Genomic DNA, 23257 nt, shown 5'->3' on the forward strand with positions numbered 1-23257 from the left:
CGATGTTGAACATCCAACATTGAAACTTGGTAGCGGGGGCAGGATTTGAACCTGCGACCTTCGGGTTATGAGCCCGACGAGCTGCCAGACTGCTCCACCCCGCAGCAGAGTCGGCCATTGTACACGGCTGTCCTGGGCGAAGCAATGAAAAGCCGTCCCCGAAAACCGGCGCCAGGGCAGCGGCGCCAGCGGACGCCCGCGAACCGGCTTACGCCGATGCCGCACTCGCCAGCGCCAGCCGCGCCATGCGTTCCAGCCCTTGCTCGCGTTGTTCGGCAGGCATGTGCTGCCCGCGGTCGAGCTGGTCGCTCACGGTCAGGATCGCCAATGCGGCGAAGCCTTCGCGCATCGCCAGTCCGTACAAGCCGGCGGCTTCCATTTCGATGCCGGCGATGTGGTGCCGACGCAGGTGGTCGAGCAGATCCGGCGCACCGTCGTAGAAGCAGTCGCTGCTGAACACCGGCGCCACCCGCACGGGCAGGCCCATGGCGGTGGCGGCATCGACCGCCGCCCGCAGCAGGCCGAAATCGGCGCCCGCCGACAGGTCGTGGCCGCCGAACTGCATGCGATTGAAGCGTGAATCGGTGCTGGCCGACTGCGCCAGCAGCACGTCGCCCAGATTGGCCGCGCCCAGCCCGCCGCAGGTACCAATCCGGATGATCCGGCGCACACCGTAGGTCCGCGCCAGCTCCGTCACGTAGATCGCGGTGGAGGGAATGCCCATGCCGCCGCCCATTACCGTGACCGGCTGGCCCTGCCAGTGGCCGGTGTAGCCGAGCATGTTGCGGCGCGCCGTCACCTGGCGAGCATCGTCCAGCACGGTCTGGGCGATGTGGCGGGCGCGCAGCGGATCGCCGGGCAGCAGGACGGTGGGCGCGATGTCGGCGGGTTCTGCATCGATATGCGTGGTCGCCATCGAATCACTCCGTGAGGAAGCAGCGGCCCGCCGCCAGCGGCGGCAGGCCAAGATGGGTGGCCAGGCCCTGGCCGAGGTCGGCAAAACTCGTGCGCCGGCCCAGCGCGCGCGCCGGCAGGCCGGGGCCGAACGCCAGCAGCGGCACCTGTTCGCGGGTGTGATCGCTGCCCGGGAACGTGGGGTCGCAGCCGTGGTCGGCGCTGATCGCCAGCAGATCGCCGGGGCGCAAGGCGTCCAGCAGCGCCGGCAGGCGGGCGTCGAAATGTTCCAGCGCGGCGGCATAGCCGGGGACATCGCGGCGGTGGCCGTAAACGCTGTCGAAATCGACGAAATTGGTGGCGATGAGATCGCCGTCAGCCGCTTCGGCCAGCGCCGCGAAGGTGGCTTCGAACAGCGCATCGTGGCCGCTGGCCAGCCGTTTGCGGGTGACGCCGCGGGCGGCGAAGATGTCGCTGATCTTGCCGATCGCGTGAACAGCGTGACCGGCCGCGCAGACGGCATCGAGCAGGGTGTGCCCGGGCGGTTCCAGCGCGTAGTCGTGGCGATTGCCGGTGCGGGTGAACCCGGCTTCCGCGGTGCCGACGAAGGGTCGCGCGATCACCCGGCCGATGTTCCACGGTTCCAGCAGCCGGCGTGCGATCAGGCAGATTTCATACAGCCGTTCCAGCCCGAAGTGTTGTTCGTGGGCGGCGATCTGGAACACCGAATCGGCCGAGGTATAGACGATGGGTTTGCCGCTGGCGATGTGTTCGGCGCCCAGCCGCTGGATGATCTCGGTGCCGGAGGCGTGGCAGTTGCCCAGCACGCCGGGCAGCCGCGCTTGATCAATCAGCGCGGCCAGCAGTTCCGGCGGGAAGCTGTGCTCGGGCGTATCGAACAGGCCGAAAGGTTGTTCCAGCACCACGCCGGCGGTTTCCCAGTGGCCGGAAGGCGTGTCCTTGCCGCTGGCGCGCTCGGCCATGCAACCCCACAGTGCTTCCGGCGCGGGCACTTGCTCGAACCCGGCCGCGGGCGCACCGGTCGCCAGCGCGTGCGCCTGCGGCAGGCCCAGGCGGGTCAGGTTCGGCAGGCGCAGCGGTCCGCGCGGCGCGCGGGCGCAGGCAGCGGCGATGTGGCCGAAGGTGTCGGCGCCGGCATCGCCGTAGGCGGCGGCGTCGGGGGCATTGCCGATGCCGAAGGAATCCATGACCAGCCATACCGCCCGCGCCATCGTTCAGCCTCCAAGTTCGGTAGTGATCGCGTCCAGCAGCGCACTGGCCCCGATCCGGAAATGCGCCGCCGTCACCCAGTCCGCGCCGAGCCGACGTTCGGCCAGCGCCACGTAGGCCGAGGCTTCGTCCAGCGTGCGCACCCCGCCCGCGGCCTTGAAGCCGCACTGCCCGCCCCGAGCAGCGATGGCATCGAGCAAAATTTCCGCGGCATCCAGCGTGGCATTGACCGGCACCTTGCCGGTCGAGGTCTTGAGGAAATCCACACCGGCTTCCAGCCCGAGTTCGGCCGCCGTGCGGATCAGTTCGGGTGTGGCCAGTTCGCCGGTTTCCAGAATCAGCTTGAGCGCGATGCCCGGGCCACAGGCGGCGCGGCAGGCATCCACGCCGGCGCGGGCGATCGCCGCCTCCCCGCGCTGCAGGGCGCGCCAGGCCAGCACCATGTCGATTTCGTCAGCGCCGGCGGCAATGGCACGTCGGGTCTCGCGTTCAACCCGCCCCGGATCCTCGCCGCCGTCGGGAAAATTGACCACGCTGGCGATTTTCACGCCGCTGCCGGTCAGCGCCCGTCGCGCCGTGGTGACGTGCTCGGGATACACGCACACCGCCGCCACCTGACCCTGCGGGCCGACCGCACGCGCACACAGCGCCTCGATCTGCGCGGGCGTGTCGTCCTCGCCGAGGCGGGTCAGGTCGAGCAGGCCGAGGACCTGGCGGGCAAGGGATTGGCGGTTGTCGGACATAGGCAAGCGATGTTCTGGGTAATCCCGCCAGCTTAACGCTTCAGCGGCAACGCGCCTTGAACGCCTGCGTCCCGCCGCCGTGCTCAATCGCGCGGCGCGGTCGCCCCTTGCAGACGCCCGAAGATCAGCCTCCAGACCAACACCAGGTTGATCGCCACGCCGACCGCCAGCAGCCAGCGACCGGCCAGCTGCTGGTCATCGACCAGATAGTTGCTGCACACCTGCAGCGGCGAAGCGAGATAGAGCCAACCAAGCCGGAACGCGGTGGCCACGACTTCCAGCAAGACCATCCCGCGCAGCACGAAACCCGCGCGCGGCCAGCTCAGGGCCACCGGCAGGCCCACCAGCAGCGGGACACTGGCGAACTTCGCCGCTTCCACCCAGGGCAGTTGCAGGGCCGCATCGACCGCCCGCGGCAGCATCCACGGCATCGAAGCCAGCGAAGCCAGCAGCAGGCCACTGACGCCCCAGCGGTCCCAGGGCGCCAGCACGGCCTGGATGCGCGGCGGCAGCGCCCGGCCGAGCCACCATCCTGCCAGCGCCAGCAGCGGCATCTGCACCAGCATCTGCAAGGTCATCGTGGCTTCCAGCGCTCGCCGCAGCGGCGGCAGCGCCAGCAAGAGCCACAGGCCCAGAGCGAACGCGAGCGCGCGGCGGGCGTCACCGTTCATTCCGCCAGCCCTTGTCGAACGACCGCCAATGCCGCGTCGGGCGACTGCCAATCGGTGACGGCGACCAGCCGGCCCTGCGGGTCGACCACGTTGATCGCGGCGTTGTGCACATAGCCGCCCAGTCCATCGGGAAGCACGACCACGCCGAACGTGCGCAGCAGCGCCTGCAGACCGTCCGCATCGGCCGGGCGCGCCACCACCCAGCCGCCCGCGCGTCCGCCCATGCGCCGGCGATAGGCTGCCAGCGCCTCGGGATCGTCGCGGGCAGGATCGAAGCTCAGGCTCAGCAGCGCCACCCGGCCCTGCGCGATCGGCCCGGCCAGTTCACGCTGCAACCGCGCAAAGGTGCCGCCCTGCGCCAGGCACCAGGTGGTGCAGCGGGTGTAGACGAAATCCACCAGCAGCCAGCGCCCGCGCAGCGCGGATGCGGCGATCCGCTGGCCGTCGGCGGTTTCCAGCACCACCGCGGGCAGCGACCGGGGCTGCCGCGCCACGCTCAGGCGCAGCGCGGTCTGGCTGGTGTAGGCGCGGAATCCGTCGCTGGCCGCGGCGAGCGTGGCAACGCCCGCCGCGGCGATCAGCAGGCTAGCCAGCAGCGTCCGCGGTCGCGACATGGCCTTGCCCGGCCGTTGGCGCAGGTGCCGGCGCGGCCAGCAGGCCGGTCACCAGCCGCAGCGCGAAGTAGAGCATCGCCAGCACGACCAAGCTGCCGCCAACCGCGCCGAACTTGTCGGAAACGGTCCACGCCTCGACCATGTGCTGGGCCATTCGCCGCGGCACGCTGGCATGGCCGCCGGCGAGGAAGCCGAACACGAAGATCAGTCCGCCGATGAAAAACACCGGGAAGCCCAGCCGATCCATGCCGCTGTTGGGCGGTGTCCACTTCAGGCTGCCGACGACGTGGTACATCAGCGCCAGCACCATCGCCATCGTCCCTAGCAGCATGTAGAAGTGGAAATGCCCGGGCACCCACTGGGTGTTGTGCATGACCAGATTCACCCGGATCGTGCCATCCAGGATCGCCGGCACCACGCCGGCCGCGAAGCCGAACATCGACAGCACCAGCAGCCGCGCCGGCATGTTCCAGCGGATCCGCGAATGGTGCAGGTTGTTCAGCGCGCCAAAGGCCGTCACCAGGAACACCGGGAAGCCGCCGACCCAGGAGGCCACCTGCCCCATCACCGACACCCAGCGCGGCTGCGCGTAGTCCATCAGCAGGTGATGCGGGAACACCACGATCACGTACAGCGCGGTCACCAGCCACGCCCACAGGAACGGCCGGCCGATGTGGTAGGGCTTCTGGGTGTAGCGCGGCAGCAGCTCATAGACGGTGATCACCGCCATGTACATGGTCGCGTTGGCATACATGTGGCCGAACCAGTAGATCAGGTTCTTGATCACCAGCGGGTTGAGCTTGACCTCCGGATAGAAGACGTTGACCAGGCTCATCACCAGCGCCACCGAGCCGACCACGATGCCGATCGAGTTGGCGATCAGCACGCCGGCACCGGCCACGATCGCCTTCGGATGGTCGGGATCGACGGTTCCGCCGAACAGCCACTGCATCCCCATCGCCCGCGCCAGGTTGCCGAACCTGGCGGTCATGCCGCGGGCGACGTCGAGATAGAACAGCAGCTGGCCAACGCCGATGAACAGGTAGCCGAGCATGAACAGCGCCGACCATTGCGGCGTCCACAGCCCCATGCCCTGCACCGGCAGCGGATACAGGAAGGTCCACAGCGCGCCGTAGTGGCCGATGAAGATCGACAGCAGGATCGACACCACGCCCAGCATGAACAGCACGTAGTTGGTGACGAAAGCCCACATCCGCAGCTGCACGTACTTGCGCACGAAAAACCACATCGCCGCGGTGCTGGCCAGCGACATGGTGCCGATCATCCCGGCGCCGTGCAGCGAGAGCAGTTCATAGAACAGGTTGGGCGCGACCTTGAGCCAGGTGGCCTGGGACAGGCGCATGGTCAGGCCGACGCTCATGATCACCACGAACAGCAGGATCGCGGTCACCATGTAGAGGTTGAACGCGGTGCGGGCGCTGCCGCTCAGGCGTTCGTCTTCGGGGTAGAGGGTGAGCGAGGCCATCGTCATTCTCCCTTCGCCGCGACCACGTTGAACGTGGCCTTCATCGGTGCATGCCCGATCCCGCAGTATTCGAGGCACTGCACCGTGTAAACCCCGGGGGCATCGAACCGGTACAGGATCCGGTTGGTGAATTCCGGCATGGCCTGGGTCTGGATCACGATATGGCCATCCGGCGCGTACAGGGCGAAGCCGTGGTTGACGTCGGCGCTGGTGACGCGGAATTCGACCGTCTTGCCCGCCGCCACCGACGCCGGCCGCATCGTCCAGCTCCACATCCGCGCCGTCACGTCGACCACCTGGTCGGCCTGCAGCGCGCCGTCCTGTTTCGGGATCGGGAACTTGTGCAGGGTGGCCCAGGTGCCGAACGCGAAGCCCAGCAGCAGCAGCACGAACAGCCCGCCCTGCAGCTTGCGTGCAGTGCGCGCCGCTTTCGACATCGCGGCTTCGTCGGCCGCCTTGCCGGTGCCCAGCAGGATGTAGATGAACACCAACGCCACGACCGCGATGCCGGAGAGCGCGATCGTCCAGATGATGTCTTGCAGGATCATGGCCTTGCCTCCTCGTTCAAGCGACGGTCAGCAATTCGCCTGACGCGCAGGCGACGGGCGGGGTCATGACGGCCGGGCTCGAGGCGCGCGCAGGGTCCACTGTGCCCCCTGCACAGTGGTCTGATCATACCGTCAAATCATGGGCTTGGGCGATGGTTCCAGCTTCGCGTGGAGACGCGCCCCGCAACCCGACCGCGGTCGGAGCCCAGCCCCGGCCTGTCCGGTCGCGAAGGCTTTGCGCGTTGATGTAATGTGTCGTTTGTCAACGGCGGGCACGGTGCCCAGCCACGAACCACGGAGACGAGTGCAATGGGTCTTATTCAGGCGGTGAAAGGTGCGGTTGGCGGCATGCTGGCTGACCAGTGGAAGGACTTCCTTACGGTCCCCGACAACCTGCCGCCAACGGCCGCGCTGTTCAGCGCCGTGCCGCGTGGCACCAACGCCGGGCGCGGTTCGAACACCTCGGCATCTTCCAACATCATCACCAATGGCTCGAAGATCCTGGTGCCCGAAGGCTATGGCCTGCTGACCTTCCAGGACGGCAAGATCACCGGCCTGGCCGCCGAGGCCGGTGGCTACGAATGGCATTCGGATGACATCAATTCGAAGTCGATCTTCGCCGGCGACGGCATCCTCGACCCGCTGCTGATGCAAAGCTGGGAGCGCTTCAAGTTCGGCGGCCAGCCCGGCGCCCAGCAGATCGCCATCTTCGTCTCGCTCAAGGAGCTGCCCGACAACCGCTTCGGCACCCAGTCGGAAATCTACTGGGACGACGGCTACCTCAACGCCCAGGTCGGCGCGGTGACGCGCGGCTCCTACACGATGAAGATCGTCGATCCGATCCTGTTCGTGAAGAACTTCGTGCCGGCCACCTACATGCAGCCCGGCCAGATCTTCGACTTCACCGATCTGGACAACGCCGCCGCCAGCCAGCTCTTCAACGAGGTGGTCGGCTCGCTGGCGCCCGCCTTCAGCGCCTACACCAACGATCCGAGCAAGGGCAACCGCATCACCAAGCTCCAGCAGGATTCGCTGGGCTTCGCCAAGAGCCTCTCGGACGCGGTCGAAGCCGGCTACCAGTGGCGCACCGAACGCGGCCTGAGCATCGTCAAGACCGCGATCGTCTCGATCGAGTACGACGAGAACACCAGGGAACTGCTCAAGACCGTGCAGCGCGCCGATGCGCTCATGGGCGCGCGCGGCAACTCCAACCTGCAGGCCAGCGTGGCCTCTGGCTTCCAGTCCGCCGGTGAAACCGGCGGTGCCGGCGGCGTCATGGGGCTGGGCATCGCGGCTGGCGCGGTGGGCCTGGGCGGTTTGCAGCAGCCGGTCGCCGCCGCGGCGGTGGCGGCGCCGCAGGCCGCGGCACCGGCCGCGGACGATCCGGTCGCCAAGCTCAAGAAGGCCAAGGACATGCTCGACCTCGGCCTGATCACGCAAAGCGATTACGACGCCCTCAAGGCCAAGGCACTCGGCCTGTAAACCCTCCAGCGCGGACTCTCCATGGCCAACGGCACCCCTCCGCCACCGCTGCCGTCCTCCCCGCCGCCGCCCTCCGGCGCCGGCGCGGGAGGACCGCCTCCGCTCCCCACCGGCCCCGGCTCGCCGCGCGACGTACCGCCCGCGCCGGGAAGTTCGGCGATCGACCCGAACACCCTGCCCAAACCCATCCGCGACGAAATCCTGGCCCCCGATCCGGTTGCCATCGACACCGCCGCGCCCGAGCTCAAGGACGGCGCCAACCGCTGCCCGAAATGCGGCGCGACCGAAATCCGCCAGAAGCCCGGCAGCGACCTGCTGATCTGCATGTACTGCCGCCACGAGTGGGACGGCGCCCGGGTGGAAGAGGAATTCGGGCTGGGCGAGGGCCTCGACAACCTCGAAGGCACGATCATCGCCTCCGGCGCGCAGGACATCGCCGCCGACAGCTCCAGCCTGGTCAGCTTCAAATGCACCGGCTGCGGCGCCGAGGTGACGGTCAACACCGAAAACGCGATGACCGCGCGCTGCCACTGGTGTCGCCACGTGTTCGGCGTCAACGAACAGGTCTCCAACGGCGCCGTGCCCGATGCGGTGCTGCCCTTCCACATCAAGAAAGACAACGCGGTCGCCCGCATCCGCCAGTTCGTGGCCAAGCGGCAGCTGTTCGCGCTCAAGGCGTTCAAGCAGGAATTCACGCCCGAGAACGTCATCGGCGTGTATTTGCCGTACATGATCGTCGATGCCAAGGCCAGCTCCGACGTCGCCGGGCATGGCGAAATCGAGACCCGGCGCTACACCCGCGGCAGCAACAACAACAAGCAGACCTACTACGACGCCGACATCTACCAGATCCAGCGGCACGTGGATTTCACCGTGGACGACCTGCAAATGGAGTCCTCGGCCAGTCGCGGCAACCTCAACACCAGCGTCAACACCAACAACATCATCAACACCATCCTGCCGTTCGACACCAAGAACGCGGTCAAGTGGAACGCGTCCTACCTGTCCGGCTACAGCTCGGAAAAGCGCGACCAGAACGTGGAACAACTGCTCCCGCATCTGGAAGACCAGTTGATGTCGGTGGCCCGTGCCCAGGTGCAGGCCACGGTGAAACGCTACGACCGCGGCGTGCGCTGGGAGCAGGAAGGCCTGAGCGTGCACGGCTCGCGCTGGGTATCGATGTATTTGCCGGTGTGGTTGTATTCCTACCAGCAAAAAAGCGGCAGCGGTCGCGGCATGCTGCACTACATCGCAGTCAACGGCCGCACCGGCGAAACCATGGGCAGCGTCCCGGTCCAGCAGTGGAAGCTGCTGCTGGCCGCGCTCACGGTTGGCACCATCCTCGAAACCTTTGCCATCTGGATCCTGACATGAGCGACGACGGCGGTTTGGCCCTGCTCCTGCTTGGCCCGGCCGGTGGCGCCGGCCTGTACTGGTACCTGTACCGGTTCTACCGCAACACCGACAAATCCCACGACTTCGAGCACGAGACCGCGGTCGAAGCGCAGCCCATCACCGGCACCGAGTTCGATCACAAGGTCGGCAAGACCGAAGGCACCCGGAATCCGCGCATCGAAGGCGACAACGTGAAGGAGTACCGCAAGCGCGTGCAGCGGGTGGAGACGGGCGATTCTTCCTGAACCGGCACGGCCGATAAACGGTGTCAGGGACAATTCGAACTTTGCGGCGGTCGCCCGGGTGGCCGTGCCGTCGCGAATCGCCCGGTGCGCGCCTCGACCCATTCCCGGAAGCGATCCGACCCCAACGCCCGCTGTTGCCTCAGGTAGCACCGGATTTCCGCAACCATGTCATCCGCTAGAGCCTCATCGAAGAAGCTGCGATAGGCCATCGCGCGTGACTCCGGGTCGGGACCGAGCGCCAGGTAGCAGGCGTGCGGGCTCAGCAGTGGATCGCGAGTGCGGCCGACGTTCGCACGATGGCTCGACCATAGGTAGTCCGCCGGCTGCGCCGCGATCCAGGCGCGCACCGGATTGAGTTCGATGTAGCGGCTGCAGGCGAGGAAATAGGCGTCCGAAGCCACCAGACAAGCCTTGTACCGCCCTTCCCACAACGTGCCGGTGCGCCCATGCCGGTGGTTGAACAATCCGGCGTAGTTGCGCGCGAACGTGTGCATCAGCCGCGACATCGCCCCCACCTCGCCCGGCGTCATCAACAAATGGACATGATTGTCCATCAACACATAGGCATGCAGTTGGCATCCGAATCGGGCCAATGCCTCCAACAGACACTGCAGGTAATGCTGGCGATCCTCGTCGTCGAGAAAACAGGGCAACCGATTGTTGCCCCGCTGCACAATGTGCTGCGGGATGCCGGGAAGGTCGGAGCGAGGATGGCGGGCCATACCTGCAGCGTGCCGCCTTGTACGGTACCGGGCAATCAGGGAAACCAGCAGCCGTCGGTCAGAGATTAGCTCTAAAAATTGTCCATGACACTATTTTCTGTTTTCCCCAAAATTGTCCCTGACACCATTTTCCTGTTGATGTAGCTCAATCAGCAAGCCTTGCCGAACGGAATTACTCCCCGCCTCTACTTTCAACTGTCATCTGTCGCAGAGACTGAAGCTTCCTGTGCGCGATGCAGCACCAACTCCTCCGATGCTCCCGTAAGCTTCCCCTTATCGCGAACACCTGAGAAGTAGAACTTTCTGGCATCTTTCCGCCAGGAGGTTCCATGAAGAAATCGAAGTTCACCGAGGCGCAGATCGTCTCGACCCTGAAGCAAGGCGATGCCGGCGTGCCGATCAAGGATCTGTGCCGACAGGCCGGAATCAGCACCGCCACGTACTACCAGTGGAAGTCGAAGTACGGCGGCATGGAGGCGTCGGATCTGCGGCGGGTCAAGGATCTGGAAGCCGAGAACGCCAAGCTCAAGCGGATGTACGCCGAGCTGGCGCTGGACAACGCGGCGATGAAGGAGTTGATCGCAAAAAAATTGTAGGGCCGGCGCAGAAGCGCGAGGCGGTTCGCTTCCTGATGGAGACGCAGGGACGCCCGCTTCGCCGAGCCTGCGGCTGTGTCGGCCTGTCGCGCTCGGCTTGGTATGCGCCGCCATTGGATTGGACGGTGCGTGATGCCGAGTTGATCGCTGCCCTGGCGAAGCTGGTGGAGGAGCGGCCCAGCCGCGGGTACGGAAAGTGTTGCCAACGCTTGGAGAGAAGCCATCCGCATTGGAACGACAAGCGCATTTACCGGGTGTACTGCGCGATGAAGCTCAACTTGCGCCGGGCGGCCTCGCGCCGCCTGCCCAAGCGCGAGCGCGTGCCGCTGTACGTGCCGGAGCACCCTGACACAGTCTGGTCCGCCGACTTCATGCTGGATGCACTGGCCTGCGGCCGCAGCTTCCGCACCTTCAACATCATCGACGACTTCAACCGGGAGATCGTGCATATCGAAGTGGACACCTCGATCACGTCACAACGGCTGGTTCGCATCTTCGAGCAGATCCGTCAGGAACGACCGCTGCCGCAGGTGCTGCGCACCGACAACGGCCCCGAGTTCCTGGGGGATGCGTTCACCGCGTGGGCCAAGGCCCACGGCATGGCCATCCAGTACATCCAGCCCGGCAAGCCCAACCAGAACGCCTACATCGAACGCTTCAACCGCACCTATCGCGAAGACGTGCTCGACCAGTACATGTTCGCTCGACTGGACGACGTACGTGAAGCCACGTGGCGGTTCCTCATCGACTACAACGAGCACCGCGAGCACGACGCACTCAACGGCATGACACCCATCGAGTACCGCAATCTATCCGCCAGATGTTCTACTTCTGAAATGTACGCTTGACGGGGGAGCTTACGCTCCCGCGTAGACTTTATCGACATCGGCACAAATTCTATTGAATAGACCCACCGCATCTTCAAGGACATCCTCCATGGGGCGCTGAATACCTCTAGGAACGCGGTGCAGTCTATGTAGTGGATTTATACACGTGGCCAATGAGGCATCCCTGATCGCAGACCAGCTTCCATGCACGAACGCAGACGACCATCCGTAATATGCATCGTATTCATATTTGACATCAGCGTACTCAGCCATCTTGCGCAGATCAAGATCGCACCAATGCCCAAGGTCAACAGCTACAAACTCCTCAGAAGCGTCTTCATTGGCAATAATTGCCAGCGCCTTTTCACTCAAGAACTTCGGCGGAACCACTGCATCGTCAAACTTCAACAAAGCAAGTTTTGCTTGACCAATACCAAATTGCCTAAAACGAGCCCAAAGGACATCGTCATTCCGAGCGATCAGATATGACAAGGTGATCCGACACTCCGCCAGACTCCTGAGAAGCAAGCGTCCACTGATGCCAATCCGATTTCTTCCATGCATCACTTCAAGCAAAAGGTTGCCCGCAAATAGTGCTATCCCGAAGACCGCATCAAATCGCGCATCAACGCCTGTAGTCGCTTGCACCTGCGAAAAACGCTCGACCAACTCGTATTGCTTCTCAAACCAAGACTTTTGAAGTTTCTCTTCGTCAAATAAGAGAACAGGCGAATCATCGCCTACACCTTCATAGGGGGCGCACTGACTACGCTCGAGGCATTCCATCCAGAACGAATTGCACCAAGGAGATTCAATCTCCTCTTCGTTAGGCGACATCACCCTAAAAGCCATCTCGGCCGCACGAATCGAAGGCCTTATGTAGCGCATCTCCTCAGCTTCAGGCGTTAGATCCAGATATCTCAAAAGGTTTTTGATCATGTCCGCAGGGAATTGGGCCTTGCCTGCGCCAATCTTGAACATCAATGTCAGCCAACGAATGTCCGTAGATTGCTGAGACTGGTGATCCAAGCACCCACCAACCGCTGCTACGAGTGCAGCACCATCCGTTTCCGTAGGCTCAACATTCAATGCAGATACCCAACGGTCACGTGCAGGAATCCCCTCAAACAACAGCAAAGGCCTAAGCGCCGATAGACCCGCCGGGTGCTCAAGCAGAATCGCGCTCAGATGCTCGATACTGCCTGGGAACAACTCCAGCGCTGAATGCGTTAAGTCGAATTCTTTGGCATCACCTTGTGCATGTGCCGACTTGCACAACTGCTCCGCAATTTGGAGGAACATATGAAGCAAATCTTCTCGTGGAAGCGCATTTGCAGCCAGTGCTGCCCAAAGAACCTCAGGGAGGCGATTATTGACCCACGAGGAAAATTTCATTTTTTCCTGCGGAAGCATGTGCAACATAGGCGGAAGCAGCTTCTTCCCAATCATCTTGTGCTGCGAAAGCGCACTGTTGTTGCTTTTCGAGCGATTTCGACGCTTTGTTTTTCCACGCTTCTTATTCATAGCTTCACTGCCCCTTGTCAAATTAAGGGCCCGCTTCAGCGGGCCCTCGTAGACAGCGGTAATGCCGAGATTGAAATTACATATTCCGCCGGTACTCCCCACCCACCTCATACAACGCATGGCTGATCTGCCCCAGCGAATGCGTCTTCACCGCTTCCACCAGCGATTCAAACACATTCCGGCGCTCCCGTGCCGTCGCCTTTAGATAGGCAAGTCCACTGCCCGCCCGTGGTTCGACAAGCTCACCACGAACGGGGGTGATGTCATTGCGGTTGGCTTGGAACGCGGCCACGTTCTCGATCTGCTGCCCCTTCTCCCCTTCGGTCGAGCGGATCAGCTCGATCTCGGTGGCGATCTCGCCGCCGTGCTCCTTCGGCAGGAAGGTGTTGACGCCGACCAGCGGCAGGCTGCCGTCGTGCTTCTTGCGCTCGTAGTACAGCGATTCTTCCTGGATCTTGCCGCGCTGGTACATGGTGTCCATCGCGCCGAGCACGCCGCCGCGCTCGCTGATCGCCTCGAACTCCTTGTAGACGGCCTCTTCCACCAGATCGGTGAGGTATTCCACCGCGAAGCTGCCCTGCCAGGGGTTCTCGCAGAAGTTCAGCCCCAGCTCCTTGTTGATGATCATCTGGATCGCCACCGCGCGCCGCACGCTCTCTTCGGTCGGCGTGGTGATCGCCTCGTCATAGGCATTGGTGTGCAGCGAATTGCAGTTGTCGAACAGCGCGTACAGCGCTTGCAAGGTGGTGCGGATGTCGTTGAACTGGATTTCCTGCGCGTGCAGGCTGCGGCCGCTGGTCTGGATGTGGTACTTCATCATCTGGCTGCGCGGACTGGCACCGTAGCGCTCGCGCATCGCCCGCGCCCAGATCCGGCGGGCGACACGGCCGATCACCGTGTATTCCGGGTCCATGCCGTTGCTGAAGAAGAAGCTCAGGTTCGGCGCGAAATCGTCGATCTTCATCCCGCGCGCCAGGTAGTACTCGACGATGGTGAAACCGTTGGACAGCGTGAAGGCCAGCTGCGAAATCGGGTTCGCGCCGGCCTCGGCGATGTGGTAGCCGGAGATCGACACCGAGTAGAAATTGCGCACGCCGTGATCGACGAAATACTGCTGGATGTCGCCCATCATCCGCAGCGCGAACTCGGTGCTGAAGATGCAGGTGTTCTGCGCCTGATCTTCCTTCAGGATGTCGGCCTGCACCGTGCCGCGCACGGTTTTCAGCGTCTCGGTCTTGATCCGGGCGTAGGTTTCAGAATCGACCAGCTGGTCGCCGGTCATGCCGAGGAAGGCCAGACCGAGGCCGTCGTTCCCGTCCGGCAGATCGCCGTGGTAGATCGGGCGCTGGCGGTCGGCAAAGAAAGCCTCGATCCGACGCTGCGCGCCGTTCCAGCGGTCGCCGTCGGCCTTGAGGTATTTCTCCACCTGCTGGTCGATGGCGGTGTTCATGAACATCGCCAGGATAATCGGCGCCGGGCCGTTGATCGTCATCGACACCGAGGTATTGGGCGCGCACAGGTCGAAGCCGGAATACAGCTTCTTCATCGCGTCCAGGGTCGGCACGTTGACCCCGGAATTGCCGATCTTGCCGTACACGTCAGGGCGCGGCGCCGGGTCCTCGCCGTACAGGGTGACGCTGTCGAAGGCGGTGGACAGGCGCGCCGCGGGCAGCCCGGTCGACAGGTAATGGAAGCGGCGGTTGGTGCGCTCGGGCGTGCCCTCGCCAGCGAACATGCGGATCGGATCCTCGCCGCTGCGGCGGTAGGGATACACCCCGCCGGTGTAGGGATAGCTGCCCGGCAGGTTTTCCTTGCCGAGAAAAGTCAGCAGCTCGCCCCAGCTCTTGTAGGTCGGCGCGGCGATCTTGGGCACCTGCTGGTGGCTGAGCGATTCGCGATAGTTTTCGACCCGGATGGCCTTGCCGCGCACCTCGTATTCGTTGGCCGCATCGACGATCGACTTCAGCCGCGCCGGCCACTCGCGCAGCTGGCGCAGGTTCTCGGCCGCCAGCGTCTGCACGGCCTCGTTGTAGCGCTGGCGCAGGGTGAGCAGGGAGCGGTCGGCGTCCTGAGCCCCTCTCCCCTCGGGAGAGGGGTTGGGGTGAGGGCTCGACACATCTGAATTCGCTCCGCCCGCCGAACCCTCACCCTCGGTCCCTCTCCCGGGGGGAGAGGGAAGCAAAGCATCGACGTTGTACAACTCCAGCGCCTTCGGCTGCTTGACATCCCCCAACTCTTTCAGCGCCTGCCACAGCGACTGCGCGCGGTCGGCGATTTCGGCCTGGGTTTCGATCTGGCGGTTGATCGCCCTGCCCTGCTCGGCGATCTCGGCCAGATAACGCACCCGGCTGCCTGGAATCAGCACGGTGGCGCGGGGCTCCTTCAGGGTGGTGTCGATTTCAGGTTTGAAATTGCAGTGGGCGGACCCACGCTGCCACGCATCTTCCAGCGCCAGCCCGGACTTCTCGCGCAGCAGACGGCACAGGTTCACGAACATCCAGTTCAGGCCGGGGTCGTTGAACTGGCTGGCGATGGTCGGATACACCGGCACCTGTTCTTCGGGCAGGTCGAACTTGACGTGGTTGCGCCGCCACTGCTTGCGCACATCGCGCAGCGCGTCCTCGGCCCCGCGCCGGTCGTACTTGTTGAGCACGATCAGATCGGCGTAATCGAGCATGTCGATCTTTTCCAGCTGGCTGGCCGCGCCGTAGTCGCTGGTCATCACGTAGGTCGAAAAATCAACCAGATCGACGATCTCCGAATCGCTTTGGCCGATGCCCGCGGTCTCGACGATCACCAGGTCGAAACCCAGCGACTTGAGCAGGCCGATGCAGTCGCGCAGAACCGCATTGGTCGCCACGTGCTGGCGACGGGTCGCCATCGAGCGCATGAACACGCGCTTGCTGCGCAGCGAGTTCATGCGGATGCGGTCGCCCAGCAGCGCGCCGCCGGTGCGGCGCCGGGTCGGATCGACCGAGATCACCGCGATGTGCATCTGCGGGAAACAGGCCAGGAACCGGTTGAGCAATTCATCGGTCACCGAGGACTTGCCGGCGCCGCCGGTGCCGGTGATGCCGATCACCGGCGTGCGAGACCGCCGTGATTCGTGAGACCCTGTGGCCCACGCGGCGCGGAGCCGGGCAAGCTCCGCTTCAGGAATCAGGCCATCTTCGATGGCGCTAAGCAGTCGCCCGATGCCGATCTCGTCATCGAACGCCGGCTTTTGTGAAAAGGTGTCAGGGACAATTTCCCCAACCGCGCTCGGTGCTGCCTGTGCTGCCTGTCCGGACGCGCGAAATTGTCCCTGACACCTTTTCGCGCGGGCGATCACGTCCTCGATCATCGGCACCAGCCCCATGTGCATGCCGTCGTTGGGGTGGTAGATGCGTTCGACGCCGTAGGCTTGAAGCTCGCGGATTTCCTCCGGCGTGATGGTGCCGCCGCCGCCGCCGACCACGCGGATGTGGCCGGCGCCGCGTTCGCGCAGCATGTCCACCATGTACTTGAAGTACTCCATGTGCCCGCCCTGATAGGACGACAGCGCGATCGCATCGGCATCTTCCTGCAAGGCCGCGCGCACCACGTCCTCGACGCTGCGATTGTGTCCGAGGTGGATCACTTCCGCACCCTGCGCCTGGATCAGGCGGCGCATGATGTTGATCGCGGCATCATGCCCGTCGAACAGGCTGGCGGCGGTGACGAAACGCAGCGGCGGCGACTTGGCGTCCTGCGGGGCGGATGCGGGGCTGTTCATGGACGGTTGTACACATCTTCAGGTTGACCCTTTAGTGTAGCGCGCAAGTCTGAACGTCCCTTTCCCTCGGAGCATGTCGTCATGGCGCAACGTATCTGGCTTTCCCTCGCCATCGCTGGCGCCGTCACATTGGGCGCTTCCGCCCAGGCGGCGCAATCGCGGACGTCCGCAGCCGCGCCGGAGATCCAGCTGCTGGGCGAGGTCCACGACAGCGCCGCCGGCCATGCCGCGCGCGCCGAGCTGCTGCGCGCCAAGCTCGAAGCCGGCTGGCGGCCGGCGATCGCCATGGAGCAATTCGACACCGAGCAGCAGCCGGCGCTGGACGCGGCGATGCGCGAGTGCCGTGACGCCGACTGCGTGGTGGCCCGGGTGATCACCGGCAAGTCCGGCTGGACCTGGGACTACTACAAACCAGTGATCACACTGGCGCTCGAATACCACCTGCCGCTGTATGCGGCCAACCTGTCGCGCGGTGCGGCCTCGAAAGTGGTCAAGGAAGGTTTTGCCGCGGCGCTGTCGCCCGAGCTCATGGCCCGCTACCACCTCGATACCCTCCCGGAAGACGTCCTGAAAGCACAGGAAACCGAAGTCCGCGACAGCCACTGCGGCGTCCTGCCAGAACAATTCGTGACCCCGATGGCCAAGGCCCAGATCGCCCGCGACGTGGTGATGGCCGACACCCTGCGCCAGCACGCCGACCACGGCATCGTCCTGATCGCCGGCAACGGCCACACCCGCGGCGACATCGCGGTGGCCTACTGGCTGCGGCAGCAGGGCTTGCCGGCGCATGCGGTCGGTTTCATCGAACCCGATGCGGCGCCCGAGCGCTTCGATGAAGTCCACCGGATTCCGAAAACCGTGCGCCCCGATCCTTGCGCGCAATTCCAGCCGCCGAAGTCCGGAAACTGAGCCACGGCGGCGATTCCGTACCACGGCGTACGGCAGGTTCGTTTCAGGCGATGGACTACAATGGGCGGCTGCGGCAGGACGAATGACCGTCTCGCCGTCGGCACTTCCGCCATCGTCCACCCCTGCCGCCGGTTCCGTCGCCTACTGTGCGACGCCGGCCGGAGCCACGCCATGATTTTCGAAACCCTCGACACCTTCGGCCACGAGCAGGTCGTCTTCTGCCACAACAAGGATGCCGGCCTCAAGGCGATCATCGCCATCCACAACACCGTGCTCGGCCCGGCCCTCGGCGGCACCCGCATGTGGCCGTATGCCAGCGAGGCCGAGGCACTGAACGACGTGCTGCGGCTGTCGCGCGGCATGACCTACAAGAACGCCGTGGCTGGCCTCAACATCGGCGGCGGCAAGGCGGTGATCATCGGCGATCCGGCCAAGGACAAGTCCGAAGCGCTGTTCCGCGCGTTCGGCCAGTTCGTGGATTCGCTGGGCGGGCGCTACATCACCGCCGAGGACGTCGGCATCGACGTCAACGACATGGAATACGTCTACCGCGAAACCCAGTACGTCACCGGCGTCCACCAGATCCACGGCGGCTCGGGCGACCCGTCGCCGTTCACCGCCTACGGCGCGTTGCAGGGCCTGATGGCCACCCTGAACAAGAAGTTCGGCGACGAGGACGTGGGCAAGTATTCCTACGCCGTGCAGGGCCTTGGCCACGTCGGCATGGAATACGTCAAGTTGCTGAAGGAGCGCGGCGCCAAGATCTTCGTCACCGACATCCACAAGGATCGGGTCGAAAAGGCCGTGACCGACTTCGGCGCCGAGGCGGTTGCGCCGGACGCCATTTACGACGTCGAAGCCGACGTCTATTCGCCCTGCGCGCTGGGCGGCACGGTCAACGAGCAGACCCTGCCCCGCTTCAAGTTCAAGGTCATCTGCGGCGCCGCCAACAACCAGCTGTCCACCGATGCGATCGGCGATGAAGTGGTCAAGCGCGGCATCCTGTACGCGCCGGACTACGCGGTGAATGCCGGCGGCGTGATGAACGTGGCGCTGGAGCTCGACGGCTACAACCGCGAACGCGCGATGCGGATGATGCGCACGATCTACCACAACCTCACCCGCATCTACGAAATCGCCGACCGCGACGGCATCCCGACCTACCGCGCCGCCGACCGCCTCGCCGAAGAGCGCATCAGCGCGATCGGCAAGCTCAAGTTGCCGATGGGCCGCAGCCAGCCGCGCTTCCAGGGCCGCATCCGCAGCGCCTGATCGCCGAAAAGGGGTCAGGTTCACTTTTCAGCCTGCCCTCTTGCCGACTTCGTTCTCCGTTTTCGAAAACTGAACCTGACCCCATTTCAGAGCAGGATCCGACCGCCATGCGTCCATTTCCCCTCGGCGAAGACATCGATGCCCTGCGCGAGGCGGTGGCCCGTTTCGCCGACACCGAAATCGCGCCGCGTGCGGCCAAGGCCGACGAGGACAACTGGTTCCCGCAGGAGCTGTGGCCCAAGCTGGGCGAGCTGGGCCTGCTGGGGATGACCGTCCCCGCCGAATTCGGCGGCAGCGGCATGGGCTACCTCGCCCACCTCGTCGCGATGGAAGAAATCAGCCGCGCCTCCGGTTCGATCGGCCTGTCCTACGGCGCGCATTCCAACCTCTGCGTCAACAACCTGTACGCCAACGGCAACGACGCACAGCGCAGCAAGTACCTGCCGAAGCTGTGCAGCGGCGAATACAAGGGCGCGCTGGCGATGAGCGAGCCGGGCGCCGGCTCCGACGTGGTCGGCTCGATGGCCTGCCGCGCCGAGCTCAAGGGCGACGTGTGGCTGGCCAACGGCAACAAGATGTGGATCACCAACGGCCCCGAGGCCGACGTGCTGATCGTCTACATGCGCACCGCCGGCCGCGAGCACGGCAGCAAGTGCATGACCGCCTTCCTCGTCGAAAAAGGCATGCCGGGGTTTTCCACCGCGCAGAAGCTGGACAAGCTGGGCATGCGCGGCAGCAATACCTGCGAGCTGGTGTTCGAGAATTGCGAGATCCCGCAGGACAACGTGCTGGGTGAGGTCAACAACGGCGTCAAGGTGTTGATGAGCGGTCTGAATACCGAACGTCTGGTGCTCTCCGGTGGCCCGATCGGCCTGATGCAGGCCGCGCTCGACATCGCCCTGCCATATGTGCGCGAGCGTCGCCAGTTCGGCCAGGCCATCGGCACCTTCGAACTGATGCAGGCCAAGATCGCCGACATGTATACCGCGCTGCAATCCTCGCGCGCCTTCGCCTATCAGGTGGCGCGCGACTATGACGCCGGCCACAAGAGCCGGATCGACGCCGCCGCCTGCCTGCTGCACGCCTCTGAGGCGGCGGTGCAAGTGGCGCTGGAAGCCATCCAGTCCCTCGGCGGCAACGGCTACATCAACGAATTCGCCACCGGGCGGATTTTGCGCGACGCCAAGCTCTACGCCATCGGCGCCGGCACCAACGAGATCCGCCGGATGCTGATCGGGCGGGAGTTGTTTGATGGGCGTGATTGGTGAATTCGTGATTGGTGATTCGCAAGAACAATAAAGCTCGAACGCGCACGAGTCGCGCCTTTCCCAATCACCAATCACCAATCACGAATCACCACCCACAACATCGCCGTGCCGGCGCGTCCGGTGTCGCTGCGGCGTTGGCTCAGGTCGAAGCGCAGCATCGCCTTCTGGCCGAACAGCGCCGACAACCCCAAGCCGAATTGCCGACCATGGCGGGACAGCGCCATGCCCTGCAGCGGCGCCCATTGCTCGATGCCGGTGAAGCTGGCATCGAACAACAGGCCGTTCATCGCCAACGTCTGCTGCCACTCGGCGTACGCATCGGCGCGCAGATCAACGTCACCAACGCGCCAGCCGCGCTCGGCCCGCAGGCCCGCCAGCGCCTGCCAGCGGCTGGCATCCCAAGCATGGGCGCGCAGGCCGAAACCGGTCTGCCCGCCCTCATCGAACCCGTCATTGGCCAGATGCACGTAGCTGCTGCCCAGATAGGGCATCAAGGTGAAACCGCCCATCTCCACGCGGCGGCCAATTTCCACCGACAGGCTTTGGTAGCGTCCTGACAACCGCGCCGCAACCGCCTCCTGCAAGGAACCCAGCAGCAGGTTGCGCTGCAGCTGGCGCTGGAACGTACCGGCGGTGAGCTGCGCCTGCGCCTGCCAGGGGCCGCGCCAGGTCGCCGCATACAGCTGGACTTCACTCTGGTAGCCGTGGCTGGAATCCCCCAGCGCGCCCAGCCAGCTGCTTTGTTCGAGCCGGTTCATGGCCACGCCCAGCACCGCGTCGTGACCTGCGCGCCAATCGTTGCCGATCATCGACCCGCTGGAGGCGACGCCGATGCGATCATAGCCGGCCGGAGCGAATTGACCGCCGCTGGCCAGGTCGCGGTACCAGCCGCCGGCCCGCGCCGGGCGGCGGGCCAGGCCGTCGAGGCGCTGCGCCAGCGTGCGCCGGCCGCGATCGATGGCATCGAAGGTCAGCGCCGCCGAGGCGGCGTGCATTTCGCCCGACAGGCTGCGCAGCGACAGGTCGGCTTGGGCGGCGCTGCCGGCCTGCTGGAACGCGCCGGCCGCGCCGATGAAGCCCGCGCTCACGCCGCCGCCGGCACGGCCGCCCAGCGCGTCGAGAGCCTGCATCGCCGATTCGACCCGCACCGCCGTCTCCGCGCTGGCGCCACTGAGCCCCATCCCGGCCACCGCCTTGCTGACGTCGATCCGGCTGATGTCGAGATAGACCTTGTTCGGGTCGTAGGCCAGCGAGGCAATCAGGAACACGTTCGGCGCCGCCTTGAGCGAGGAGAACGTCCCGCTGATGCCGCCGTTGGCGTTGAGCAGGGTTTCCCTGGCCTGGGTGGTGTAGCCCGAGCGCACGCCGAGGATCGACAGGGTGCCGGCCAGGGTGGCGCTGCCCGTGATATTGAGGGCGCTGCCCAGCCACACGCCCAGATTGCCGCTGGCGGACTGGGTGAAGTTGCCGGCGATGCTGGCCGGGCTGGAGGCGCCGCTCAGGAAGTGGCCGCTGTTGTTGACGAAACCGCCGAAGCTGCCGCTGCCCCAGACCGTCGCGCCGCTGGCGATGGTCAGATCCGACAGCAAGCCCTTGCGCACGTCCAGCCCGCCGGCATTGACCTTGGTCGCCCCGGTGAACTTGCCGGCTTCGGCCAGGGTCAGGATCCCGCTGCCCCCCTTGATCAGGCCACCGCTGCCGACGATGACGTTGCGCCAGACGGAGTTGCCGGTGAACGTCACCGAAAAATCCCCCCAGGCGAAATTGCTCGGCCCCATCGCCGCCTTGGTCACGTCGAGCAGGCCCCAGCCGAACACCGGATCGACGCCCGGCGCGCCGAGGTCCTTGGACGCGGCCAGCACGGTTTGCCGCACTTGATCGTTGCTGAAATACGGGAAGGCCGACCACACCACCGCGGCCGCGCCGGCCACCTGCGGCGCGGCATACGAGGTGCCACCGCCCTGATACAGGTTGTAGCTGCTGTCGCCGACCTTGGCCTTGGGATCGATGAACACCACGTTGCCGGGCGCGACCATGCAATAGTTCATCGCCGAACCGCACTGCTGCGAATACGAGGTGAGCTGGGTCGGGTTGTTCGGGTCCAGTGCGCCGACCGTGATCCAGCCTTTTTCCAGCGCCGGGTCATTGGCGAGCGTCGGCAGCCGCGCGATGTCGGACGGTTCCCCGGCAAAGCGCGGATCTTCGCCGCTGTTGCCGTTGGCAAACACGATCAGCCCGCCGCGACCGATCACGAACTGCCGCCAGGCCGCGTCCAGTTCCGCCGTGACGGCCGGATCGGTCCAGTAGACGCCACCCCAGGAGTTGTTGAGGATCTTGGCACCGGCATCGGCCAGTTCAGCATTGACCGCGATGAAGAAGTCGCCGAAGCCATCCCCGGGATGGATCTCTGTGCCCTCGCCGGAACCGTCGTCCGGCGGCGGATGATCATCGATGATGCGCGAGACGACGATATTGGCACTTTGCGCCACGCCGCCGCCCCAGTTGCCCATCGCTTGGCCCGCGGCCATCTCGGCCACGACCGTGCCGTGGCCGACAACATCGTCCACGCTGGTATCGTTGGTGGCGGGATCGACGTGGGTGAAATGCGCCGTCACTCGTCCCTGCAGCGCCGGATGGTTGCCGTTGACCCCGGTATCGAGCAGGCCGATGGTGACGCCCTGCCCGGTCAGCCCCGCGCCCAGTGCCCCGGCCGCATTGGTCAGTGCCAGGTGCTGGCTGTATTGCGGAAGCAGGCGCGGCGCGCCCAGCGTCGGGATGTTGGGCGGATTGACGACCAGAGCGGCGTCATTGGCCACGTTGGGCGTGAAGTTCGGAACCGGCGGCGGCGGCGTTCCCGGCGTCGACGGTGGCGGATCGGAACGGACAACCCCACCACCGCCACCGCCGCAAGCCGCCAGTACCAGCGCGATCACGGCGGGCAGCAGCGCCCGCGCGCAGCCTGCGTTGTGGCGCGTGCCGATGAAGTGCTTGCGCATCTGATTTGCTCCACGTTGCCGTCCCCGATGCTGGACTTTGTAATCCGCTCCAGCGCTCGGCGCAACGCTCCCGGCGGGTGG

General features: G+C 65.1%; 18 protein-coding genes and 1 tRNA gene. 7 read left to right on the forward strand and 12 right to left on the reverse strand.

The window, feature by feature from the left end; translation table 11 throughout:
- Nucleotides 1-27: 27 nt before the first annotated feature.
- From M9902_RS03045 to M9902_RS03080, 8 genes are all read right to left on the reverse strand, one after another.
- Nucleotides 28-104: transfer RNA gene (locus M9902_RS03045), tRNA-Met, on the reverse strand.
- 104 nt (nucleotides 105-208) lie between these two features.
- Complete coding sequence (gene deoD, locus M9902_RS03050; RefSeq protein WP_297221116.1) at nucleotides 209-916, reverse strand: purine-nucleoside phosphorylase; 708 nt, start codon at nucleotides 914-916, stop codon at nucleotides 209-211.
- A 4-nt stretch (nucleotides 917-920) separates the two neighbouring features.
- Complete coding sequence (locus M9902_RS03055) at nucleotides 921-2126, reverse strand: phosphopentomutase (RefSeq protein ID WP_297221118.1); 1206 nt, start codon at nucleotides 2124-2126, stop codon at nucleotides 921-923.
- 3 nt (nucleotides 2127-2129) lie between these two features.
- Nucleotides 2130-2867 carry a deoxyribose-phosphate aldolase gene (gene deoC, locus M9902_RS03060; protein ID WP_297221119.1) on the reverse strand — a complete coding sequence of 246 codons (738 nt, stop codon included), beginning with the start codon at nucleotides 2865-2867 and terminating at the stop codon, nucleotides 2130-2132.
- Between the two features lie 83 nt (nucleotides 2868-2950).
- Entirely contained in the window at nucleotides 2951-3538 is a 588-nt protein-coding gene (locus M9902_RS03065; RefSeq protein WP_297221121.1) for a hypothetical protein, read from the reverse strand.
- Complete coding sequence (locus tag M9902_RS03070) at nucleotides 3535-4152, reverse strand: SCO family protein (protein ID WP_297221123.1); 618 nt, start codon at nucleotides 4150-4152, stop codon at nucleotides 3535-3537. Before M9902_RS03070 ends, M9902_RS03065 begins: the two co-directional genes overlap by 4 nt.
- Nucleotides 4124-5638, reverse strand: coding sequence for a cbb3-type cytochrome c oxidase subunit I (locus M9902_RS03075; RefSeq protein WP_297221125.1), 1515 nt, complete (start codon nucleotides 5636-5638; stop codon nucleotides 4124-4126). Before M9902_RS03075 ends, M9902_RS03070 begins: the two co-directional genes overlap by 29 nt.
- 2 nt (nucleotides 5639-5640) lie before the next feature.
- Nucleotides 5641-6186 carry a cytochrome oxidase gene (locus tag M9902_RS03080; protein ID WP_297173003.1) on the reverse strand — a complete coding sequence of 182 codons (546 nt, stop codon included), beginning with the start codon at nucleotides 6184-6186 and terminating at the stop codon, nucleotides 5641-5643.
- 309 nt (nucleotides 6187-6495) lie between these two features.
- Between M9902_RS03080 and M9902_RS03085 the strand changes: the two genes are divergently transcribed.
- Genes M9902_RS03085 through M9902_RS03095 form a run of 3 tightly spaced genes read left to right on the forward strand, consistent with a single transcriptional unit; the run spans nucleotide 6496 to nucleotide 9308 of the window.
- On the forward strand, nucleotides 6496-7668 hold the full coding sequence (locus tag M9902_RS03085; protein WP_297221127.1) for an SPFH domain-containing protein: 1173 nt from the start codon (nucleotides 6496-6498) through the stop codon (nucleotides 7666-7668).
- A 21-nt stretch (nucleotides 7669-7689) separates the two neighbouring features.
- Nucleotides 7690-9042, forward strand: coding sequence for a TFIIB-type zinc ribbon-containing protein (locus M9902_RS03090; RefSeq protein WP_297221129.1), 1353 nt, complete (start codon nucleotides 7690-7692; stop codon nucleotides 9040-9042).
- Nucleotides 9039-9308, forward strand: coding sequence for a hypothetical protein (locus M9902_RS03095; RefSeq protein ID WP_297221131.1), 270 nt, complete (start codon nucleotides 9039-9041; stop codon nucleotides 9306-9308). The genes M9902_RS03090 and M9902_RS03095 overlap by 4 nt, the downstream gene beginning before the upstream one ends.
- A 23-nt stretch (nucleotides 9309-9331) precedes the next feature.
- On the opposite strand, the gene M9902_RS03100 is transcribed toward M9902_RS03095, so the two are convergent.
- Nucleotides 9332-10030, reverse strand: a complete 699-nt coding sequence (locus M9902_RS03100) for a transposase (protein WP_297221133.1) — start codon at nucleotides 10028-10030, stop codon at nucleotides 9332-9334.
- 329 nt (nucleotides 10031-10359) lie between these two features.
- On the opposite strand from M9902_RS03100, the gene M9902_RS03105 reads away from it, so the two are divergent.
- Nucleotides 10360-11474 (forward strand): IS3 family transposase gene (locus tag M9902_RS03105; RefSeq protein ID WP_297221135.1). Its coding sequence is split into 2 segments (ribosomal slippage): nucleotides 10360-10612 and nucleotides 10612-11474, totalling 1116 coding nucleotides; the frame shifts between segments, so codons are not numbered across the junction.
- A gap of 9 nt (nucleotides 11475-11483) precedes the next feature.
- On the opposite strand, the gene M9902_RS03110 is transcribed toward M9902_RS03105, so the two are convergent.
- Nucleotides 11484-12977: a DUF5677 domain-containing protein gene (locus M9902_RS03110; RefSeq protein ID WP_297221136.1), complete on the reverse strand. Its 1494-nt coding sequence runs from the start codon at nucleotides 12975-12977 to the stop codon at nucleotides 11484-11486.
- Between the two features lie 76 nt (nucleotides 12978-13053).
- Nucleotides 13054-16731, reverse strand: a complete 3678-nt coding sequence (locus M9902_RS03115) for a methylmalonyl-CoA mutase family protein (protein ID WP_297221137.1) — start codon at nucleotides 16729-16731, stop codon at nucleotides 13054-13056.
- Between the two features lie 81 nt (nucleotides 16732-16812).
- Between M9902_RS03115 and M9902_RS03120 the strand changes: the two genes are divergently transcribed.
- From M9902_RS03120 to M9902_RS03130, 3 genes are all read left to right on the forward strand, one after another.
- Nucleotides 16813-17640 (forward strand): ChaN family lipoprotein, encoded by an 828-nt coding sequence (locus M9902_RS03120; RefSeq protein ID WP_297221138.1) that lies wholly within the window; start codon nucleotides 16813-16815, stop codon nucleotides 17638-17640.
- A gap of 171 nt (nucleotides 17641-17811) precedes the next feature.
- Nucleotides 17812-18912, forward strand: coding sequence for a Glu/Leu/Phe/Val dehydrogenase dimerization domain-containing protein (locus M9902_RS03125; protein ID WP_297221139.1), 1101 nt, complete (start codon nucleotides 17812-17814; stop codon nucleotides 18910-18912).
- Nucleotides 18913-19019: 107 nt separating this feature from the next.
- Nucleotides 19020-20180 carry an isovaleryl-CoA dehydrogenase gene (locus tag M9902_RS03130; protein ID WP_297221140.1) on the forward strand — a complete coding sequence of 387 codons (1161 nt, stop codon included), beginning with the start codon at nucleotides 19020-19022 and terminating at the stop codon, nucleotides 20178-20180.
- 71 nt (nucleotides 20181-20251) lie between these two features.
- Here the strand turns inward: M9902_RS03130 and M9902_RS03135 are convergent, their stop codons facing one another.
- The gene (locus M9902_RS03135) at nucleotides 20252-23176 is read right to left on the reverse strand and encodes an autotransporter serine protease (RefSeq protein WP_297221141.1); all 2925 of its coding nucleotides are present in this window, start codon (nucleotides 23174-23176) and stop codon (nucleotides 20252-20254) included.
- Nucleotides 23177-23257 lie beyond the last annotated feature (81 nt).

The organism is Thermomonas sp. (assembly GCF_023953935.1).
Classification (GTDB): domain Bacteria; phylum Pseudomonadota; class Gammaproteobacteria; order Xanthomonadales; family Xanthomonadaceae; genus Thermomonas.